This is a genomic window from Pseudomonas carassii (assembly GCF_036324045.1).
GTDB classification, from domain to species: domain Bacteria; phylum Pseudomonadota; class Gammaproteobacteria; order Pseudomonadales; family Pseudomonadaceae; genus Aquipseudomonas; species Aquipseudomonas peradeniyensis.
On sequence record NZ_JAZDCT010000001.1, the window covers coordinates 117,628 to 137,307 of the forward strand.

Below are 19,680 nucleotides of genomic sequence, written 5' to 3' on the forward strand. Positions count from 1 at the left end.
CGATCTTACAAACTCAGAACCTCACTCCGGCCTTGCCACGCCGCGGCCGCTGGCTGGCCGGAACCACCAGCCCTGCTGCATGCCTGCAGCCGCCAGCAGGATCAGTCCCACGCCCAACCACTGCACCGGCGCCAGGCGATGGTCGAAGGCCACCCAGTCGACCAGGATCGCCGCGATCGGGTAGATGAACGACAACGCCCCGGTCAACGCCGTGGGCAGGCGCTGGATGGCGCTGTACAGCAGCACGTACATCAACCCGGTATGCACGATCCCCAGCGTCACCAGGCTGCCGAGCGCCGGCAGTTCACCCGGCAGTCCACCAAGCTTCACCCAGGGCGCCAGCAGCAATACGCCGGTGCTCACCTGGATCAGCGCGATCAGGTGCGGCGGCGTGCCGGTCAGGCGCTTTATGATCAACGCCGCCACGGCGTACAGGAACGCCGCGCCCAATGCCAGGACAATACCCAGCAGGTACTCGTCGCCACTGGCCTGCCCCGCGCCATGGGCGCTGACGATGGCCAGCATGCCGAGGAACGCCACGCTCAACCAGGTCAGCTTGGCCGGGGTGATCTTCTCGCCGAGGAACAGCGCGGCCAGGCCCACCAGCATGAACGGCTGGACGTTGTACACCGCGGTGCCAATGGCGATCGAAGCCCGCGAGTAGGAGGCGAACAGCAGTACCCAGTTGCCGACGATCGCCACCCCGCTGACCACCGCCAGCAGGAAGGTGGCGCGGGTCAGCACGCCGGGCTTGAGAAAACCCATGGCCGCACAGATCAGCAGCAAGGTGCCGGCGCCGAACACACAGCGCCAGAACACCACTTCCAGCACCGGCTGCCCGGACACCAGCACGAACCAGCCGATGGTCCCGGAGATCAGCATGGCGGCGATCATTTCCAGCGAGCCACGACGCAGCGAATTGTCCATCTCACACCTCCTGTCGACGATGGGCACAGTATGCGGAGGGTCGAGGGCGACCTTCCAGCGGATAACCAAGGCATATCGGTGCTCTCGCCTTTACTATCAAGGCATATATTGAAAATCACCTAACGAGGCTGCCATGACCGATGCCATCGACCAGTTGCTGATCAACGCCCTGATGGAAGACTCGCGCCGCTCGCTCAAGGCCCTGGCGCAGATCAGCGGACTGTCGGCGCCCAGCGTCAGCGAGCGCCTGCGCCGCCTGGAGGAGCGCGGCGTGCTGCGCGGCTATACGGTGGAGGTGGACCCCCGCTGTTTCGGCTACCAGTTGCAGGCCATCGTGCGCATTCGCCCGCTGCCGGGGCAGTTGCAGGAGGTGGAACGGCAGATCGTGGCCATTCCCGAGTTCACCGAATGCGACAAGGTCACTGGCGAGGATTGTTTCATCGCCCGCCTGCATGTGCGCTCGATGGAGCAACTGGACACCTTGCTCGACCACCTCAATGTGCTGGCCGAGACCAATACGGCGATCATCAAGAAGACGCCGGTTAAGCGGCGGCTGCCGCCCATGGCGTGAGGGAGGTTTTGCAGCTGCAGGCCCTATCGCGGGGCAAGTCCGCTCCCACGCAGTCGGCCCGGCCAAAACTTGTACACACAAATGTCACCATAAGTGCCATTTTTGTGTGCACTTTTCACAGATAACGCCCCATTAGGTTACACACTCCAACCAACTAAATCTGACCAATCGATCAACTAAAAGACCGAGTAAAAAATATAACCTGTTCATTTGGTCAGTTTATATTTCCTGTATTTCATTCACTTATCTTTCAAACAGATAGATTCAAAATAGTAGCCACCTGAAAGCAAGTTGATCGCTGGCATGGAACTGGCTTTTGTGTGTCCGTGTTTTGTATACAAGTTCAACGAAACATAAATACACAAGAACCCGCAGCGTCGCCCCACCGGCGGCCGTTGCGCCCAGAACCCAGTGATGCCAACGCCTGCACCGACGAGATGGCGAGCCCGTGCGCCAGCGCCCGCTCATCGCAGTCACACGCATCAGGAGCCGCCGGAATGAGTAGCAGCCTCCCCCTTGCCCCTGAACTTTCCGTTGCCAGCACCCATCCCTCGACCACCACCCTCGAAGGCCAACCGGCCGATCTCGAACTGAGCCCACGCCTGCACAACCGCGACCTCGCCCCGACCAAACTGGCAGGCCGCCGCTGGGGCGGCTACAGCATCTTCGCGCTGTGGACCAACGACGTGCACAACATTGCCAACTACTCCTTCGCCATGGGGCTGTTCGCCCTCGGCCTGGGTGGCTGGCAGATCCTGCTGTCGCTGGCGATCGGCGCGGCGCTGGTGTACTTCTTCATGAACCTGTCCGGCTACATGGGGCAGAAGACCGGCGTGCCGTTCCCGGTGATCAGCCGCATCGCCTTCGGCATCCATGGCGCGCAGATCCCGGCGCTGATCCGCGCGGTGATCGCCATCGCCTGGTTCGGCATCCAGACCTACCTGGCCTCGGTGGTGCTGCGGGTGCTGTTGACCGCCGTGTGGCCGCAGGTGGCCGCCTACGACCACGACAGCATCCTCGGCCTGTCGAGCCTGGGCTGGGTGTGCTTCGTGGCGATCTGGCTGGTGCAGCTGGTGATCCTCGCCTACGGCATGGAGATGGTGCGCCGCTACGAGGCCTTCGCCGGCCCGGTGATCCTGCTGACCGTGGCGAGCCTGGCGGTGTTCATGTACTTCAAGGCCGATGCGCGCATCGCCTGGTCGGTCGCCGAGCCCCTGAGCGGCTACGAGATGTGGCGCAACATCTTCGCCGGCGGCGCATTGTGGCTGGCGATCTACGGCACCCTGGTGCTCAACTTCTGCGACTTCGCCCGCTCCTCGCCATGCCGCAGGACCATCCGTGTCGGCAACTTCTGGGGCCTGCCGGTGAACATCCTGGTGTTCGCGGCGATCACCGTGGTGCTGTGCGGCGCGCAGTTCCAGATCAACGGCCAGGTCATCGACAGCCCGACGCAGATCGTCGCCAGCATCCCCAACACCGCGTTCCTGGTGCTGGGCTGCCTGGCCTTCCTGATCGTCACCGTGGCGGTGAACATCATGGCCAACTTCGTCGCCCCGGCCTTCGTGCTCAGCAACCTGGCGCCGCGCCACCTGAACTTCCGCCGCGCCGGGCTGATCAGCGCCACCCTGGCGGTGCTGATCCTGCCGTGGAACCTGTACAACAGCCCGTTGGTGATCGTGTACTTCCTCTCGGGCCTGGGCGCCCTGCTCGGCCCGCTGTACGGGGTGATCATGGCCGACTACTGGCTGCTGCGTAAGGGCCGCATCAACGTGCCCGAGCTGTACAGCGAGAATCCCGCCGGCGCCTACCACTACACCCGCGGCATCAACCTGCGCGCCGTGGCCGCGTTCGTTCCGGCCGCGCTGCTGGCCATCGTCCTGGCCCTGGTGCCCAACTTCCACGGTATCGCGCCGTTCTCCTGGCTGATCGGTGCCGGTATCGCCGCCGCCGTCTACCTGCTGATTGCGCCACGCCACCGCCAATACCTCGATGTCAGCGGCGAATGCATCGCCGTCGACCACAGCAGCCACTGAATTTCAGGGAGATCCGTCATGCGTATTCTGATCGCCAACGTCAACACCACCGAAGCCATCACCGAAGCCATTGCCGAGCAAGCGCGCAGCGTGGCCGCGCCCGGTACCGAGATCGTCGGCCTGACCCCGTGGTTCGGCGCCGAGTCGGTGGAGGGCAATTTCGAGAGTTACCTGGCCGCCATCGCGGTGATGGACCGGGTGCTGGCCTACGACCAGCCCTTCGATGCCGTGATCCAGGCCGGCTATGGCGAGCATGGCCGCGAGGGCCTGCAGGAGCTGCTGGACGTACCGGTGGTGGACATCACCGATGCCGCCGCCAGCACCGCGATGTACCTGGGCCACGCCTACTCGGTGGTGACCACCCTGGACCGCACCGTGCCGCTGATCGAGGACCGCCTCAAGCTCTCCGGGCTATACGAGCGCTGCGCCTCGGTGCGCGCCAGCGGCCTGGCGGTGCTGGAGCTGGAAAGCGACCCACGGCGTGCGGTGGAAGCCATCGTCGAGCAGGCCGAACGGGCTGTGCGCGAGGACAAGGCCGAGGTGATCTGCCTGGGTTGCGGCGGCATGGCCGGGCTTGACGAGCAGATCCGCCAGCGCACCGGGGTGCCGGTGGTGGACGGGGTGAGCGCGGCGGTGACCATTGCCGAATCGCTGGTGAGATTGGGGCTGAGCACCTCCAAGGTGCGCACCTACGCCACGCCGCGGGCGAAGAAGGTGGTGGGTTGGCCGATGCGCTTCGGTCGCTGATCTGCCTATCGCAGGGCAAGTCGCATCGGCGCGCCGCCCTCTCACGCCTTCGTGGGAGCGAGCTTGCCCCGCGATCAGGTCGATGCAGTCAGCGCAACAACTTCGCCAGTCGCTCGCCACTGCCGCAGGCCAAGGTGAACCCCAAGGCCCCATGCCCCAGGTTCAGCCACAGGTTGCGATACCGCGTGGCGCCAATGATCGGCACCCCGGTCGGCGTCGCCGGCCGCATGCCCGCCCATTCCACCGCCTGCCCGTAGTCGGCGGCCCGGGGCAAGGTTTCCCGGGCCAGCCGTCGCATGCTCGCGAGCCTGCCGGCATCCACCGATTCGTCGTAGCCGACGATATCCACCATCGCCGCCACTCGCAGTTGGTCTTCCAGCCGGGCATAGACAATCTTGCGTTCGTAGTCGGTGATACTCACCTCGGGCGCCCGATGCGCGGCGCCAACCGGCGCGGTCAGGCTGTAGCCTTTCAAGGGATAGACCGGCAAATTCAAGCCCGGCAATGCCAGGCCAGCGCTACGGTGCCCGGCGCTGAGCACCAGATGCTGCACTTCCAGCCGCTCGTTGCCCATCTCAAGCCCCAGCACTTGATCATCGTGCGCGATCAGCCGTGTCACTGGCCGCCCCAACAGCAACCGGCATTGCCCGGACGCTTCCAGGCGCTCGGCCAGGCGCAGGCAGAAGCGGTGGCAATCGGCGACTTCCTCACCTGGAGTAAAAACACCGCCAACGAAAGGTGCATCGGCCAGCGCCGGGTCGAGTCCACGCAGTTCGGCGGCATCCAGTGTTCGTTGGCTGTCGGGATCAAGCAGGTGCTGGCGCCCGTGGTCGAATGCACGCCGGGTACGGAATGCGACCAGCTTGCCGTTGCGCCGCCAGGCGAAATCATCGAGGCCGTCCTGCTCGCGCCAGCGCTGCAAAGCCGCCTGACTTTCGAGCGCCAGACTCAGCAGCCGAGCGGCATTACGGCGATTGACGGAGGTGCGGCAGGCCATGACGAAAGCCGACAGCCACCGCCACTGTGCACGGTCCAGACGCAACCGAAGGCGCAACGGCGAGTCCCCCTGCAACAACCAGCCAAGCGCCTGCCACGGCACACCGGCATCGGCCAGTGGCGCCACATAGCGATACGAAAGCTGCCCGCCGTTGGCGAAGCTAGTGGCGCTGGCCAGGCTGTCGCGGGCCTCGACCAGGTCGACCTGCCAGCCGTCGCGCACCAGCGCATAAGCCGTCGCCAGGCCGACCACCCCGCCGCCGATCACTGTCACCCGCTGATTCATGCATACATTCCCGTCCAGGCCTGATGGCCCGACAGTAACAGCAGGTCAGGTCGGGCAGCCAGGCTCACCGTGATCGAGCCCCTGGCGCACGTTGCGGCTGAGCAGGGTCGCCTTGCCATCGCGCCAGGTCAGCGTGAGCACGTACAAGGTGTCGAAATCGTCGCGATGCCAGTCTTCGGTGAGCACCCGTTCTTCGCCCAGGGCCTTGCCGGCCACGGTGTTGATCAGTTCCGGAAGATAGCCGCGGGACCAGGCGGTGTAGACCGTTGCATTGCGGTATTTGCTGCTGAGCAGCTCATCAGCCAGTTCATCGGTATCGTTGGCGCCATAGTCGATGTTCACCGGCAAGCCGAGGCGGATGGCGCTGGGGCTGATGGTCATCAGCGGGCGGATATAGCTGTAGCGCTCATCCTGGCTACCTTCCTCGACACCCCGCGAAGGGTTGGCGGCGAATACGTAGTCAGCCTTGCCGAAGCGCTCGGGCAGCAAGGTGGCGAGGTCCAGGGCGCGGTTGAGCCCCTGGCAGTTCAACTGCCCCAACCCCTCCCCGGGTTTCTCGGCGTGGCGCAGGAAGACCAGGGTCTGGGTGCCATCCACGGGTTGCGCGCGGCTTTCGACCACATCCAGGGCCAGCGGCACGGCCGCAGCGGCGAGCGTCAGGCTCAACAACAGGTGACGACGACGGCGAAGGAAGGTGGGCAGCTTCATCTGGGACGGACTCTTCGTGGCAAGGGGTACTGGGTTGCCCCGCCACATGGTCCCGCAGCCTTGGCTGCTGGTCGTCCCTGTCGTGAATGCCATCCGTGGCAGCGAGTGAGGCTCAGAGTGCCCTCGACCCGTTTGGTTCCTCCCTGGGCGCACATGCCGTTCCATGGACAAAGGCGACGTTAACGCATGTGTGTTGCTGAATTATTGCTCGTGGCTCAATTGTCGCGGGTCAGCACTTCCAGCAACTCGATCTCGAAGGTGAGGTCCGAGTTCGGTGGAATCGTGCCAACCGAGCGCTCGCCATAGCCCAGATGTGCCGGCACCTGCAGCCGGCGCTTGCCGCCCACGCGCATGCCCATCAGGCCCTGGTCCCAGCCCTTGATCACCCGGCCGGTGCCGATCACGCACTGAAATGGCTTGCCGCGCGACCAGGACGAATCGAACTCGCTGCCGTCGGCCAGGGTGCCGCGGTACTGGGTGGTGATCAACGCGCCCTTGACCACGGCCTTGCCGTCGCCTTCCTGTAGATCGATGACTTGCAGCTCACTGCTCATGGCAGGTTCCTCGAGACGGTTTTGGTGGGCGCCCTTTTCTCAGGAATGTGTGGGTTTGGCAAGGCGGGTCGGCTCAGGACGGGGCGAACTGTTCGAAGATCTGTTGGCCGGTGAGGTCCTTGGTTTCGTTCTTGAAGCAGTACCAGGCGGGTTTTTCGTCGATGAAGATCTGCTCGGTGAAGGTCCAGTTTGCCTTACCGTCGAGCAGGCCGACTGGTACGACATAGAGGTTGCTCTCTTTCAGGCGGTAGAACAGGTGCGTGCCGCACTGGCCGCAGAAGCCGCGCTGGGCCCAGGGGGAGGAATCATAGACGCTCGGGGCTGGACCTTCGAACTGCGGGGGTTCGGCGCAATGGACGGCCAGCAGTGGGCCGCCGGTCCATTTGCGGCACATGCTGCAGTGGCAGGCGCTGACGTGGTTGTTATCGACCTTGACGGTCAGTTTGGTGGCTTGGCATAGGCAGGTGCCTTGGTTTTCCTGGGGCATGGGGGGCTCCTTGCTGTTGTTTTTGGGAGTTGGAGTATAGGTGGTGGGTTCGGGTTCGGGTTCGGGTTCGGGTTCGGGTTCGGGTTCGGGTTCGGGTTCGGGTTCGGGTTCGGGTTCGGGTTCGGGTTCGGGTTCGGGTTCGGGTTCGGGTTTCAGGGTGTGGGTTTTTAATTTTTTATGCGCATTCGTAGAAGATAACGACATTTAGTCACCTTTCCGCCCTTACGGCGGGTTACTTTGGTCTTGGCCAAAGTAACCAAAGCCGCCCCGCTCCGTTCATCCGGCCCCTACGCTTCGCTCCGGGGTTCCCTCGCTCCGTTCTTGCTCCCGGGAGGACCGCGCTGAACGCCCCATCCTGGGGCGCAGCGCTTGACGGCCATCCATGGCCGTCACCTCCCTCCGCAAGAACTCCGCTTGGCCTCCTGAAGTCGCAATTGGTGTTGCCTGGACTATCGCGCGCTTAGAAGCAAGAGCAAGAGCAAGAGCAAGAGCAAGAGCAAGAGCAAGAAGCGCGAAGTTAGTTGTTAGACCAGTATTTATGTATTGGCTGTTCCGGCCCTTTCGCGGGGCAAGCCCGCTCCTACAGAGATCTATATAACGACGGCTATTGCGTGGGAGCGGGCTTGCCCCGCGATGCGTTCGAGAGATTAATTAAATTTAAACTAGCGACAGCTGCGCCAGTCCAGGCGCCGCTCGTAACTTCGCGACTTCAGGAGGTCGAACGGAGGTCTTGCGGAGGGAGGTGACGGGCATGGATGCCCGTCAAGCGCTGGGGCCCAGGATGGGCCCTGCAGCGCGGTCCTCCCGGGAGCAAGGCCGGAGTGAGGGGACCCGGAGCGAAGCGGAGGGCCGGATGAATGGAGCGAGGATTTTTTGGTGACTTTTTGATCCTTCAAAAAGTTACCCGCCGTAAGGGCGGAAAGGTGAATATGCGTCCCCATCATAAATGAATGCGCATAAAACCACCAAAACCACCACACCCCACAAACCACAAACCACAACTAGCAACTAGCAACTAGCAACTAGCAACTAGCAACTAGCAACTCAAACAAAAACCACCCCCCGCAAATAAAGCGCCCCCCGCCCACTGATAATCACCCGCCCATTCCCCGGCAAATCACATTGCAACTGCCCCTTGCGCGCCCCACCCTGCTCACAGCGCAAGCTGCTCTTGCCCAACCGCTGCGCCCAATAGGGCGCCAGGGACGTATGCGCCGACCCGGTCACCGGGTCCTCATTGACCCCAACCCGGGGCCCAAACCACCGCGTGACAAAATCAAACCCCCGCCCCGCCGCCGTCACCGCAATCCCCCGCACATCAAACGCCGACAACGCCACGAAATCCGGCTTGAGCCTCTCGATCAGCGACACATCGTCAATCACCAGCACGTAATCGTCGGTCCGATACAACGCCCGAGCCTCACTCAACCCAAGCGCCTCCAGCAACCCCGCCGGAATCTCCACGGCCACCGGCTGCTTGGCCGGAAAATCCATCGCCAGCAGACCATCGGCATCACGCCGAACCCGTAACTCCCCGCTACGGGTATTGAATCGCAGCACCTCGGCCTGCTCACCCAGTTGCTCGAACAACACCCAGGCCGCCGCCAACGTCGCATGCCCACACAGGTCGACCTCCACCGCCGGCGTGAACCAGCGCAGGTCGAACGCTTCGCCGTTACGCACGAAGTACGCCGTCTCGGACAGGTTGTTCTCTTCGGCAATGCGCTGCAGCACCTCGTCGGGTAGCCACTGCTGCAGCGGAATCACCGCTGCGGGATTGCCGCCGAACGGCACGGATGAAAACGCGTCGACCTGGAAGATCTCAAGTTGCATGCAAAGCTCCTCAGGCCCGGCACCGCGCCGGGCGGACTTCAGAAAGGATTCAACCGCGAACCGGCGTCAACACCGGCTCGCCGGCAAAGAACGCCTGCAGGTTGCGCAGCACCAGGGTCACGGTATCGCGAGCCGCTTCCGGCGACTGCCCGGCCACATGCGGGGTCAGCACCGTGTTACCCAGCGCCTTGAGCGTATCGGGCACCGCAGGCTCGTCATCGAACACATCCAGCGCGGCCCCAGCGATCACGCCCCGCTCCAGCGCGGCGACCAACGCCGTGGTGTCCACCACGCTGGCCCGGGCGATATTGACCAGGTACCCCTCGGCGCCCAGGGCTTCCAGTACCGAACCATCGACCAGATGCCGGGTACCACTGCCGCCGGGCGTCGCGACCACCAGGATGTCCACGGCATCCGCCAGGTGCAGCGGGCTGTCGTACCAGGTGTAGGGCTGGTCCCGGCGAGGCGTGCGGCTGTGGTAGCTGACATTCATGTCAAAGCCCTGGCTCGCACGGCGGGCGATGGCCTGGCCAACCGCGCCCAGGCCGATGATGCCCAGGCGCTTGCCGCTGACCGAGGGACTGATCACCCGGTTCCACTCACCGCGTCGGGTACTGGCATCGGCACGGGGGATATCGCGCAGCAGCGCCAGCAGCATTGCCATGGCGTGGTCGGCGACAGGCCCGGCGTTGGCACCCGCGCCATTGGTGACGGTAATGCCGCGCGCCGCAGCGGCCTCGAGGTCGACCTGCTCGTAGCCGGCGCCGATCACACAGATGATCTGCAACTGCGTCAGTGTGGCAATTTCATCGGCAGTGAGGCCCAGCGGGCCACGGGTGAGCACGGCGTCGATCTCGCCGGCATGACGGGTAATGGCGTCGGCGCGCATCCGCGGCGACGGTGCACGGATCAGGCGGTAGCCGGCCCGTTCCAATAGCGGCAGGTAGTCATCGACGGTTTCCACCAGTACCAGGACTGTCTTGCTCATGCCACCCTCCGGTTGAATGCGAAGGGGGATTATGCCAGCTGTTGGCCCCGCGATAGGGCCTCTACGGCAACTACTGCCCGAACGCCCTGCCCAACCCGCCCGGCACGCCACTGCTGTCAGTGTCCTGCCATGGCCCGTTGGGGCTCAGCGACCAGCTCCAGCCATTGTTCCAGCGGTAATAGGTGCGCTGGCGGTAGAAGGTGTTGGGCTGCTTCTCCAGCACATAGACCCCCAGCTTCGGGTCCCAGTGGCTGGCGCCCCCCGGCGGTGGCGCGAAGCTGGCGGAGGTGCGTGGCATCGGCTTGGGTATCGCCGCCGGCTTGCTCGGCTGGGTGCCGGGCTGGCCACCCGGCAAGGGCTTGACCACAGGCCCCTTGTGCGGCGGCGTGGTCTCGATCGGCGGCAGCGGCTCACGCTCCCCGGGCTGATGCACCGTACACGCGGAAAGACCCAGGGCCAGGGAAATCAGGGTCAGGCGGACGGTGCTGTTCATGGGGCTGCTCTCTTATGAGTCGGGACTGTCGATGGTCACATGCTGGGTGCCCTGGGTACCGGTGGCCAGCGGGGCGCTCTGGCCCTTCCATTCACCTTGGGTGGGCTGCCCGGCGCGCGAGACTCGGGCAACCAGTTGGACTTCGGCGAAGTCCGACAGTTTCATCTGCGGCATCATCGCGTCGGCATCGGACAACTCCACCTCGATCGGCAGCTGCGCCACGGTCACCCGCTTGGCCGCCAGCGGCATGGGCGGGCCATTGCTGGCGCGGGCGAAGATGAACACGGTGTCGTCGGGACGTACCTTGTCCTTGAGCGCCGCGGCCAGCTCCACCCGGACCTTCAGGCGCGCCGTCTCGGCCACCTTGCCGCCACCGGCCTTGAGCTTGTCGGCGGCGCGGTCGATGCCGCCCTGCAGTGCGTCGCGGGACGCGTCGCCCTGCGGCAACTGCGCCAGTAGGCGTTGCCAGAAGTCGATGGCCTCCTGGTAGCGCTCGCCCTCGAAGGCGGCGATACCACGCAGGCCGAGGCTGGTGACCTCCTGCGGGTCGGCCTTGAGCGCTTCATCGGTGAGCGCCTGCAGTTGCGCCGACCACTGTTTATCGGCAGCGAAGTACAGCGACTGCGCCCATTGCCCGAGCAGCTCGGGCTGACGCCCGGCCAGGGACACGGCGCGCTCGAAGGCCTTGGCCGCGTCGGCTGGACGCTGTTCGGCCATGTAGGCCCGGCCAAGGAAGTACAGCCCTTCGGCAGAGTCGGGCTGGGCCTGCACCGCACGCTCCAGGCGCGTGGTCATTTCCGCCATCGACTGCGGCGCACTGGCGAACTCCTGGGTCAGTTCGACCTTGTCCGAGGCGCCGAAGTGCAGGTACAACCCCAGGGCCATGGCCGGCACCAACACCGCCGCCAGCAGCGGCACGGCCTTGCCCAGGTGGCCCTGGCGCGTCACATCGCCGCGTTCGGTGTCGGCCAGCAACTCACGGGCGGCCTCGTCGCGGCCGTTGGCCAGTTGTTGTTCGTCAAGAACACCGGCAGCCTGCTGGGCGGCCAGCTCGGCGACGCGCTCCTCATAGAGCGCCACGTTGAGGGCGGTACGGTCCTGCTCGGCCTGCTGGCGACGACGACCGCGCAGGATCGGCAGCAGCAGGAAAGCCAGGGCAGCGAGCAGCAGCAGGCCCGCGCTAAGCCAGAATTCAGTCATGGGTACGTTCTTTATCCAGCAGTTTGGCCAGACGCTCGCGTTCGTCGGCGGACAGTTCGGTGTTGCCGGCCACGGACTGGCCACGGCGACGGCGCACGATCAGCGCCAGCACCACGAAGCCCCCGGCCAGGAGAATCCCCGGGCCGAACCAGAGCAGCCAGGTGCGCCCGCTGAGCGCCGGCTTGTAGCGCACGAAGTCGCCATAGCGATCGACCATGAAATCGACGATCTGCTGGTTGTTCTTGCCCTCGCCCAGCATGCGGAAGATCTCGCGGCGCAGGTCGGCGGCGATGGGCGCGTTGGAGTCGGCAATGTCCTGGTTCTGGCACTTGGGGCAGCGCAGTTCCTTGGTCAGTTGCTGATAGCGCTCGCGCTCGGCGTCGTCGCGGAACTGGTAGGTGTCGATGGCCGCCTTGGCCACGCCGGCCAGGCTCAGGCCGAGCACGGCGGCCGCCAGCCAGCGCCTCATGGCCGGGCCTCGTCGACCAGGCCCTGGTACAGCGGCGCCAGCTGTTCGCGCCATACCGTGGCATCGACCACACCCACGTGCTTGTAGCGGATGATGCCCTTGGCATCGATCAGGAAAGTTTCCGGCGCGCCGTACACGCCCAGGTCCAGGCCCAAAGAGCCTTGCGGGTCGGCGATGTTCAGCTGGTACGGGTTGTGGAATTCGGCCAGCCACTTAAGCGCGGCGGCGTTGTCGTCCTTGTAGTTGACGCCGTGGATCACCACGCCCTGCTCGGCCAGCTGGTTCAGGTAAGGGTGCTCTACCTTGCACGATGGGCACCAGGTGCCCCACACGTTGACCAGCGCCGGGCGACCGATCAGATCGGCCGGGGTGAGGGTCCGATCGCCCTTCACGCTCGCCAGCGAGAACGTCGGGAAGGGCTTGCCGATCATCGCCGAAGGCAGTTCATCGGGCTTGAGGAACAGCCCCTTGTAGAGAAACACCGCCACCAGCAGGAACACCGCCAGGGGCACCACCATGATCCAACGCTTCATGCAGTCGCTCCAGACACGCCCAGGGCCTCACGCACCCGGGTCTTGACCTTGACACGGTAGCGTCGGTCAAGGGCCGCCAGCAAGCCGCCCAGGCCGGTCAGCAGACCGCCCAGCCAGATCCAGCGGACATAGGGTTTGATATGCACCCGCACCGCCCAGGCGCCGTTTTCCAACGGCTCGCCCAGGGCGACATACAGATCGCGAGTGAAGCCGGCGTCGATGCCGGCCTCGGTCATCATCGACTGCTGCACGGTGTACAGGCGTTTTTCCGGATGCAGCACGGACACTTCGCGGCCATCGCGCGAGACGCGCACGGTGCCCTTGTCGGAAATGAAGTTCGGACCTTCGAAGTGCTTGGCACCCTCGAACAGGAAGTGATAGCCACCCAGCTCGACGGTCTCGCCCGGCGCCATGCGCAGGTCGCGCTCGGCGCTGTTGTTGCTCGACAACACCACGCCCAGGGCGCACACCACCAGGCCCAGGTGCGCCAGGTGCATGCCCCAGTAGCTGCGGCTCAGGCCCGCCAGCCCCTTGGCCAGGCCTTTGTGACGGGTCTTGTCAAGGATGTCGCGCACGCCGCTCAGGACCACCCAGGCGGCCAGGGCAAACACGCTCAGGGCCGGCCAGTCGAAGTCGTCGACGATCAGCCCGGCGGCCGGCGCCAGCACCGCGCTGCCGACCAGCACCGGGGTCAGCATGCCGGCCAGCCACTTGCCCGGGGTGTCCTTCCAGCGCACCACCACGCCCACGCCGAGCACCACCATCAGCAGCGCCATCAGCGGCAGGAACAGGGCGTCGAAGTAAGGTGGGCCGACCGACAGCTTGGCCCCGGTCAGGGCGTCGAGCACCAGCGGGTACAGGGTGCCCAGCAGGATCATCGAGGCCGCCACCACCAGCACCAGGTTGTTGGCCAGCAGCAGGGTTTCACGGGACCACAGGGCAAAGCCCACCTGGCTCTTGACCACCGGCGCGCGCAGGGCGAACAGAGTCAGCGAGCCACCGACCACGAACAGCAGGAAGATCAGGATGAAGATGCCGCGCGACGGGTCGGCGGCGAACGCATGCACCGAGGTCAGCACGCCGGAGCGCACCAGGAAGGTCCCCAGCAGGCTCAGGGAGAACGCGGCGATGGCCAGCAGCACCGTCCAGCTCTTGAACACCCCGCGCTTTTCGGTGACCGCCAGCGAGTGGATCAGCGCCGTACCTACCAGCCAGGGCATGAACGAGGCGTTCTCGACCGGATCCCAGAACCACCAGCCACCCCAGCCCAGCTCGTAATAGGCCCACCACGAGCCGAGGGTGATGCCCACGCCGAGGAAGGCCCAGGCGACAATGGTCCATGGCCGCGACCAACGGGCCCAGGCGGCATCGAGGCGCCCGCCGAGCAAGGCGGCGATGGCGAAGGCGAAGGCCACCGAGAAACCCACATAGCCCATGTACAGCATCGGCGGGTGGACGATCAGGCCGAAGTCCTGCAACAGCGGGTTGAGGTCGCGACCATCGCCCGGCACCTGCGGCAGCAGGCGCGAGAACGGGTTGGAGGTGATGATCAGGAAGCTCAGAAAGCCCACGCTGATCATGCCCATCACCGCCAGCACCCGCGCCAGCATCACCTGCGGCAACTGGCGCGAGAAGATCGACACGGCGAAGGTCCAGCCGCCGAGGATCAGCGCCCACAGTAGCAGCGAGCCTTCGTGGGCGCCCCACACGGCGCTGAACTTGTAGTACCAGGGCAAGGCGCTGTTGGAGTTGCTGGCGACGTAGGCGACCGAGAAGTTGTCGGTCATGAAGGCGTGGGTGAGGCAGGCGAAGGCAAACGCCAGGAAGGCGAACTGCCCCCAGGCCGCCGGCCGCGCCAGGCCCATCCACAGGCTGTCGCCGCGCCAGGCGCCGAGCAGCGGTACAGTGGCCTGCACGGCGGCGAAGCAGATCGCCAGGATCATCGCCAGCTGGCCGAGTTCGGGAATCACCAGGGCCGCATTCATGGCTTGGCTCCCGCGTCGCTGGCGGCCTGGCCGCTTTCCTTCAGGGCCTTGGTGACTTCCGGCGGCATGTATTTCTCGTCGTGCTTGGCCAGCACCTCGTCGGCCACCACCACGCCCTCGGCATTGAGCTTGCCGAGGGCGACGATGCCCTGCCCTTCGCGGAACAGGTCGGGAAGGATGCCACGGTAGGTGATCGGCACCGACTTGGTGTAGTCGGTGACCACGAAGCGCACGTCGAGCGAGTCGGCCGAGCGCTGCACCGAGCCTTTCTCGACCATGCCGCCAGCACGGATGCGGGTGTCCAGCGGCGCCTCGCCGTTGGCGATCTGCGTCGGGGTGTAGAACAGGTTGATGTTCTGCTGCAGCGCGCTCAGGGCGAAGCCCACGGCGACGCCGACACCGGCCAGTAGGCCGAGGATGATGAACAGGCGTTTCTTGCGCTGCGGATTCACGGTTTGCTCTCCCGGCGCAGACGACGCGCCTCTTCTTGCAGGTAGCGACGGCGGGCCAGCAGGGGCGCGGCGACATTCAGCGCCAGCACTGCCAGGCAGATGCCATAGGCCGACCAGACGTACAGGCCATGATGGCCCATGGCGAGAAAATCACTGAAGGACGCAAAGCTCATCGTGCAGCCTCCCGTCCGAGCTGCCCCAGCACCTCATCCTTGACCCAGCTGGCGCGGGCCTCGCGCTTGAGCACTTCGAGGCGCATGCGCAACAGCAGCACGGCGCCGAAGAAGCAGTAGAAGCCCAGCGCGGTGAGCAGCAGCGGCAGCCACATTTCCACCGGCATGGCTGGCTTTTCGGTAAGGGTGAAGGTAGCGCCCTGGTGCAGGGTGTTCCACCACTCCACCGAGTACTTGATGATCGGGATGTTGACCACGCCGACGATCGCCAGCACCGCGCAGGCCTTGGCCGCGCTGTCGCGATTGCTGATGGCCTGGCCCAGGGCGATGATGCCGAAGTACAGGAACAGCAAGATGAGCATGGACGTCAGGCGCGCGTCCCAGACCCACCAGCTGCCCCAGGTGGGCTTGCCCCAGATCGCCCCGGTCACCAAGGCCACCGCGGTCATCCAGGCGCCGATGGGCGCCGCGCACTGCAACGCGACGTCGGCCAGTTTCATCTTCCACACCAGCCCCACCACGCCCGCCACCGCGAGCATCACGTAGCACGACTGCGCCAGCATGGCCGTCGGCACGTGGATATAGATGATGCGGAAACTGTTGCCCTGCTGGTAGTCCTGGGGGGCGAAGGCCAGGCCCCAGGTGATGCCGACCAGCAGCAGCACGATAGAAGAAACGGTCAGCCACGGCAGCATGCGGCCGCTGATGGCATAGAACCATTTGGGGGAACCCAGCTTGTGGAACCACGTCCAACTCATTTTCATCAGGGTACATCCAGGGTATTGGCCGGGCTGCGGTGCCCGGGACTCGTTATTCGCCGACGCTGATCTTCAGGCCGGCCGCGATCGCAAAGGGTGCCAGTGTCACCGCCAGCGCCGTCAGGCTGGCGAGCCAGAGCAGATGGCCGGTGGCTGGCATATTTTGCAACGCCGCCTGCAACGCACCACTGCCCAGGATCAATACAGGGATATACAACGGCAGAATCAGCAACGCCAGCAGCAGGCCGCCGCGCTTGAGACCGACCGTCAGCGCCGCGCCTACCGCGCCCAGCAGGCTCAGCACCGGCGTGCCCAGCAGCAGGGAGGCGAGCAGCACCGGCAGGCAGGCGCTCGGCAAGCCCAGCATCAATGCCAGCAGTGGCGCCAACAATACCAGCGCCAGCCCGGAAAAGATCCAGTGCGCCAGCACCTTGGCCAGCACCAGCAAGGCCAGCGGATGCGGCGAAAGCACCCACTGCTCGAGCGAACCGTCCTCGAAATCGCTGCGGAACAACCCGTCCAGTGACAGCAGTACCGCCAGCAGGGCCGCGACCCAGACAAGGCCCGGCGACAAGGTTTGCAACAATTGCGTCTCCGGACCGACCGCCAGCGGGAACAAGGCGACGACGATGGCGAAAAACACCAGCGGGTTGGCCAGCTCCGCCGGGCGACGGAACAACAGGCGCGCCTCGCGGCGCAACAACAGAAGGAATACGCTCATGCCGCCCATTGCCCCAGGTTCAGCTCGCGGTAGCCGGATGGCTTGCGCTCGAGCGTGTGGTGGGTGGTCAGCACCACAGTGCCGCCCTGCTCGCAATGGGCCGCGAGGTGGGCTTCGAGCTGGGCAACGCCCTGCTTGTCGAGGGCGGTGAACGGTTCGTCGAGGATCCACAGCGGCGGGCTGTCCAGGTACAGCCGGGCCAGGGCGACCCGGCGTTGTTGACCGGCGGACAGGGTGTGACAGGGCACATCCTCGAAACCGCGCAGGCCGACAGCCTCCAGCGCCTGCCAGATCGCCTCGCGACCGGCCGGCCGGTGCAGGGCGCAGAGCCAGGCGAGGTTCTCTTCGGCGGTAAGCAAATCCTTGATCCCCGCGGCGTGGCCGATCCACAGCAGGATACTGGCCAGGGCATGGCGTTGTTCGGCCAACGGCTGGCCGCCGAGCAGGATCTGCCCGGCGGTGGGTTGCATGAGCCCGGCCAGCAGGCGCAGCAGGCTGGTCTTGCCGCTGCCGTTAGGGCCGGCGATCTGCAGCATGTCGCCAGGGTGCAGTTCGAAGTGCAGGTGCTCGAACAGCAGCCGCCAGTCGCGCTCGCAGGCCAGGCCCGCGGCTTGGAGGTGAAGGGTCACGGTATCGCCTTATGCAGTGTGAGGTCTGCCACCGGTGCCGGCACCGATTGCAGCCTGCGTCTCAAGTCGCTCCAACCCTTGCCGTTATACTGGCAATGGCGAGCGAGCGGCATTATTGCACGCGCCAGCGCGCTGCCAAGAGGGCGGGTTCAACAGGTTGTATACAATCATGACTGAAATCAATAGTCTCAGCACACAAACTGCGCTAAGCCCCCAGGCGACCCGGGCCGCCATGACCGGCGAACTGCTGCGCCTGCTGCAAGCCCAGCCCGGCCTGCTGCCGCCGGGAGAAACCGCCGAAGCCGAGGTCGTCACCCTGCGCCAGATCGGCCAGGAGTTCCAGATGCTGCTGCGCCTGACCCAGGCCAACGGCAACCAGACGCAAGTGCTGACCACCGCCAGCCAACCCCTGCCACCCGGCAGCCAGATCATGGTCAGCCAGCCCGAGAGCAGCCGACTGGCGGTGATGGTGCAACAGGCCACTGCCGGCAACATCGCCACCCTGACCCAGCTGGACACCCGGGAGATGCCGGTCGGCACCCTGCTGCAGGCCAAGGTCCTGACCAGCCAGGCCCTCCCGCAGAGCCCCGGGGTACCCGTCGCCTTCCGCTCGCTGGTGAGCCTGCTCAACAGCAGCCAGGCCGGTGCCACCCTGGCCATCGACAGCCCGCGCAGGCTTCCCGTGGGCAGCCTGCTCAGCGCGCTGGTACAGGGCGAACAGGCGCTGCGCTTCGTGCCCCTGAGCGGCCGCCAGGACCAGCTGGCCGTCACCCAGCACCTGTCTACCCAGCAGAACCTCCAGGCCTCGCTGCCCGGCGTGCTCGACAGCCTGCAACGGATCGCCAGCAGCCCCGATGCAGACCCCGAGCTGCGCGCCAGCGCCGAACGCCTGCTCGCCAGCCTGCCGGACGCGAAGCAACTGGGCGATGCGAAGGGCCTGGCCCAGGCTCTCAACAACAGCGGCACGTTCTTCGAAGCCAAGCTGCTGGGCGGGCTGACCGGCGGCATCGCCCCCGACCTCAAGGCGCAACTGGTCAGGCTGGTGGCCCAGGCCCTGCCCAGCGTACCGGGCCATCCACCGCTGACCGCCGCGCTGACCACCAGCACCCTAGCCCAGGCCTTGCCAGGCCTTGCTCGCAGCGCCCTGGGCATGCTCGGCCAGGTCAGCCCACGGCCGCTGCCCAGCGCCTTCCCCCTGCCCTCGCGCCTACTGCAGAAGCTGGAAAGCGAAGGTGACCTGCAACAGCTGCTGCGCCTGGCCGCCGCCGCTATCTCCCGGCTGCAGAGCCATTCGCTGTCCAGCCTGCAACAGAGCGGCACCCTGGAGAACGGCAACCAGCAAACCACCTGGCAGACCGAAGTGCCGGTGCGCCATGGCCAGGAATTCGTCCCCTTGCAGGTCAAGCTACAGCGCGAGGAAACCCCGAAGCAACAGGCCGACCGCGAGCGCGAACAGCACGAGCCGCTGGAGGCCCTGTGGCGGATCGAGCTGGCCTTCGACCTCGCGCCGCTGGGGCCGCTGCAGGTCCAGGCGCAACTGGTTCAGGGCCGGTTGTCCGGCCAGTTGTGGGCGGAACAGGAACGCACCGCGCGCCTGATCGACAGCCAACTGGGCGCCCTGCGCGAGCGCCTGCTGGCCCGTGGCCTGGATGTCGGCGAGCTGGAGTGCCACCCCGGCATGCCCCCGCAAGGCCCACGCACACGCCTCGAACAACGCTGGGTGGATGAAACCGCATGAAGCACAAGCAACCACGCCAGGCCATCGCCCTGAGCTACGACGGCCAGCAGGCGCCGACCCTGAGCGCCAAGGGCGACGACGAGCTGGCCGAGGCCATCCTCGCCCTGGCCCGCGAACATGAAGTGCCGATCTACGAGAACGCCGAGCTGGTGCGCCTGCTGGCAAGGCTGGAACTGGGCGAGCAGATCCCCGAGGCACTGTACTTGACCATCGCCGAGATCATCGCCTTCGCCTGGCAATTGCGCGGCAAGGTGCCGGCGGGCTTCGACGACCAGCCTGCGCCGCCACGGGATATCACGCCCGAGCAACTGCTCCTGCCGGCGGGCGTGGATACACACTGACCCTGCGTGGCCCTGTTTCCAGAGGGCTCATGCCGTGCTTGCGCGATAATTCATTACC

The 19,680-nt window shown here is 65.6% G+C and carries 22 protein-coding genes; 5 read left to right on the forward strand and 17 right to left on the reverse strand.

The features are described 5' to 3' along the window. Positions 1–21 precede the first annotated feature (21 nt). The gene (locus V0R62_RS00475; protein ID WP_330102297.1) at positions 22–927 is read right to left on the reverse strand and encodes a DMT family transporter; all 906 of its coding nucleotides are present in this window, start codon (positions 925–927) and stop codon (positions 22–24) included. Between the two features lie 133 nt (positions 928–1,060). Between V0R62_RS00475 and V0R62_RS00480 the strand changes: the two genes are divergently transcribed. The 3 genes from V0R62_RS00480 (at position 1,061) to V0R62_RS00490 (ending at position 4,278) form a co-directional block, all read left to right on the forward strand. Continuing rightward, a complete protein-coding gene (locus V0R62_RS00480) occupies positions 1,061–1,498 on the forward strand; it encodes an Lrp/AsnC family transcriptional regulator (RefSeq protein ID WP_330102298.1) in 438 nt (145 codons plus the stop codon). A gap of 497 nt (positions 1,499–1,995) precedes the next feature. Continuing rightward, positions 1,996–3,531, forward strand: coding sequence for an NCS1 family nucleobase:cation symporter-1 (locus V0R62_RS00485; protein ID WP_330102299.1), 1,536 nt, complete (start codon positions 1,996–1,998; stop codon positions 3,529–3,531). 18 nt (positions 3,532–3,549) lie between these two features. Further along, positions 3,550–4,278 carry an aspartate/glutamate racemase family protein gene (locus V0R62_RS00490; RefSeq protein WP_028692810.1) on the forward strand — a complete coding sequence of 243 codons (729 nt, stop codon included), beginning with the start codon at positions 3,550–3,552 and terminating at the stop codon, positions 4,276–4,278. A gap of 88 nt (positions 4,279–4,366) precedes the next feature. Here V0R62_RS00490 and V0R62_RS00495 read toward each other — a convergent pair whose 3' ends face one another. The 16 genes from V0R62_RS00495 to ccmA all read right to left on the reverse strand — a co-directional run bounded on the left by V0R62_RS00495 (position 4,367) and on the right by ccmA (position 17,543). Continuing rightward, on the reverse strand, positions 4,367–5,560 hold the full coding sequence (locus tag V0R62_RS00495; RefSeq protein ID WP_330102300.1) for a D-amino acid dehydrogenase: 1,194 nt from the start codon (positions 5,558–5,560) through the stop codon (positions 4,367–4,369). A gap of 45 nt (positions 5,561–5,605) precedes the next feature. Next, a complete protein-coding gene (locus V0R62_RS00500) occupies positions 5,606–6,268 on the reverse strand; it encodes a histidine phosphatase family protein (protein WP_330102301.1) in 663 nt (220 codons plus the stop codon). A gap of 215 nt (positions 6,269–6,483) precedes the next feature. Beyond that, positions 6,484–6,822, reverse strand: coding sequence for an FKBP-type peptidyl-prolyl cis-trans isomerase (locus V0R62_RS00505; RefSeq protein ID WP_330102302.1), 339 nt, complete (start codon positions 6,820–6,822; stop codon positions 6,484–6,486). A gap of 73 nt (positions 6,823–6,895) precedes the next feature. Further along, on the reverse strand, positions 6,896–7,309 hold the full coding sequence (locus tag V0R62_RS00510; RefSeq protein ID WP_330102303.1) for a GFA family protein: 414 nt from the start codon (positions 7,307–7,309) through the stop codon (positions 6,896–6,898). Between the two features lie 1,044 nt (positions 7,310–8,353). Next, positions 8,354–9,142 (reverse strand): PhzF family phenazine biosynthesis protein, encoded by a 789-nt coding sequence (locus V0R62_RS00515; protein ID WP_330102304.1) that lies wholly within the window; start codon positions 9,140–9,142, stop codon positions 8,354–8,356. A gap of 49 nt (positions 9,143–9,191) precedes the next feature. After that, positions 9,192–10,130, reverse strand: a complete 939-nt coding sequence (locus V0R62_RS00520; protein ID WP_330102305.1) for a 2-hydroxyacid dehydrogenase — start codon at positions 10,128–10,130, stop codon at positions 9,192–9,194. A 70-nt stretch (positions 10,131–10,200) separates the two neighbouring features. Beyond that, on the reverse strand, positions 10,201–10,623 hold the full coding sequence (locus V0R62_RS00525; RefSeq protein ID WP_028691025.1) for a hypothetical protein: 423 nt from the start codon (positions 10,621–10,623) through the stop codon (positions 10,201–10,203). 12 nt (positions 10,624–10,635) lie between these two features. Next, positions 10,636–11,823: a c-type cytochrome biogenesis protein CcmI gene (gene ccmI / locus V0R62_RS00530; protein WP_330102306.1), complete on the reverse strand. Its 1,188-nt coding sequence runs from the start codon at positions 11,821–11,823 to the stop codon at positions 10,636–10,638. Then, positions 11,816–12,292: a cytochrome c-type biogenesis protein gene (locus V0R62_RS00535; RefSeq protein ID WP_330102307.1), complete on the reverse strand. Its 477-nt coding sequence runs from the start codon at positions 12,290–12,292 to the stop codon at positions 11,816–11,818. The genes ccmI and V0R62_RS00535 overlap by 8 nt, the downstream gene beginning before the upstream one ends. After that, positions 12,289–12,825, reverse strand: coding sequence for a DsbE family thiol:disulfide interchange protein (locus V0R62_RS00540; protein WP_330102308.1), 537 nt, complete (start codon positions 12,823–12,825; stop codon positions 12,289–12,291). Before V0R62_RS00540 ends, V0R62_RS00535 begins: the two co-directional genes overlap by 4 nt. Further along, positions 12,822–14,795 carry a heme lyase CcmF/NrfE family subunit gene (locus V0R62_RS00545; RefSeq protein WP_330102412.1) on the reverse strand — a complete coding sequence of 658 codons (1,974 nt, stop codon included), beginning with the start codon at positions 14,793–14,795 and terminating at the stop codon, positions 12,822–12,824. The genes V0R62_RS00540 and V0R62_RS00545 overlap by 4 nt, the downstream gene beginning before the upstream one ends. Positions 14,796–14,806: 11 nt before the next feature. Further along, positions 14,807–15,262, reverse strand: a complete 456-nt coding sequence (gene ccmE, locus V0R62_RS00550) for a cytochrome c maturation protein CcmE (protein WP_198742960.1) — start codon at positions 15,260–15,262, stop codon at positions 14,807–14,809. Next, positions 15,259–15,435, reverse strand: coding sequence for a heme exporter protein CcmD (gene ccmD / locus V0R62_RS00555; RefSeq protein ID WP_011534872.1), 177 nt, complete (start codon positions 15,433–15,435; stop codon positions 15,259–15,261). The genes ccmE and ccmD overlap by 4 nt, the downstream gene beginning before the upstream one ends. Beyond that, complete coding sequence (locus V0R62_RS00560) at positions 15,432–16,199, reverse strand: heme ABC transporter permease (RefSeq protein WP_198742961.1); 768 nt, start codon at positions 16,197–16,199, stop codon at positions 15,432–15,434. The genes ccmD and V0R62_RS00560 overlap by 4 nt, the downstream gene beginning before the upstream one ends. A gap of 46 nt (positions 16,200–16,245) precedes the next feature. Further along, positions 16,246–16,914, reverse strand: coding sequence for a heme exporter protein CcmB (ccmB, locus tag V0R62_RS00565; RefSeq protein WP_028691018.1), 669 nt, complete (start codon positions 16,912–16,914; stop codon positions 16,246–16,248). Next, a complete protein-coding gene (gene ccmA, locus V0R62_RS00570; protein ID WP_280081378.1) occupies positions 16,911–17,543 on the reverse strand; it encodes a cytochrome c biogenesis heme-transporting ATPase CcmA in 633 nt (210 codons plus the stop codon). The genes ccmB and ccmA overlap by 4 nt, the downstream gene beginning before the upstream one ends. Positions 17,544–17,712: 169 nt before the next feature. Between ccmA and fliK the strand changes: the two genes are divergently transcribed. Next, complete coding sequence (fliK, locus tag V0R62_RS00575; RefSeq protein ID WP_330102309.1) at positions 17,713–19,281, forward strand: flagellar hook-length control protein FliK; 1,569 nt, start codon at positions 17,713–17,715, stop codon at positions 19,279–19,281. Further along, positions 19,278–19,622 (forward strand): EscU/YscU/HrcU family type III secretion system export apparatus switch protein, encoded by a 345-nt coding sequence (locus tag V0R62_RS00580; protein WP_330102310.1) that lies wholly within the window; start codon positions 19,278–19,280, stop codon positions 19,620–19,622. Before fliK ends, V0R62_RS00580 begins: the two co-directional genes overlap by 4 nt. Positions 19,623–19,680 lie beyond the last annotated feature (58 nt).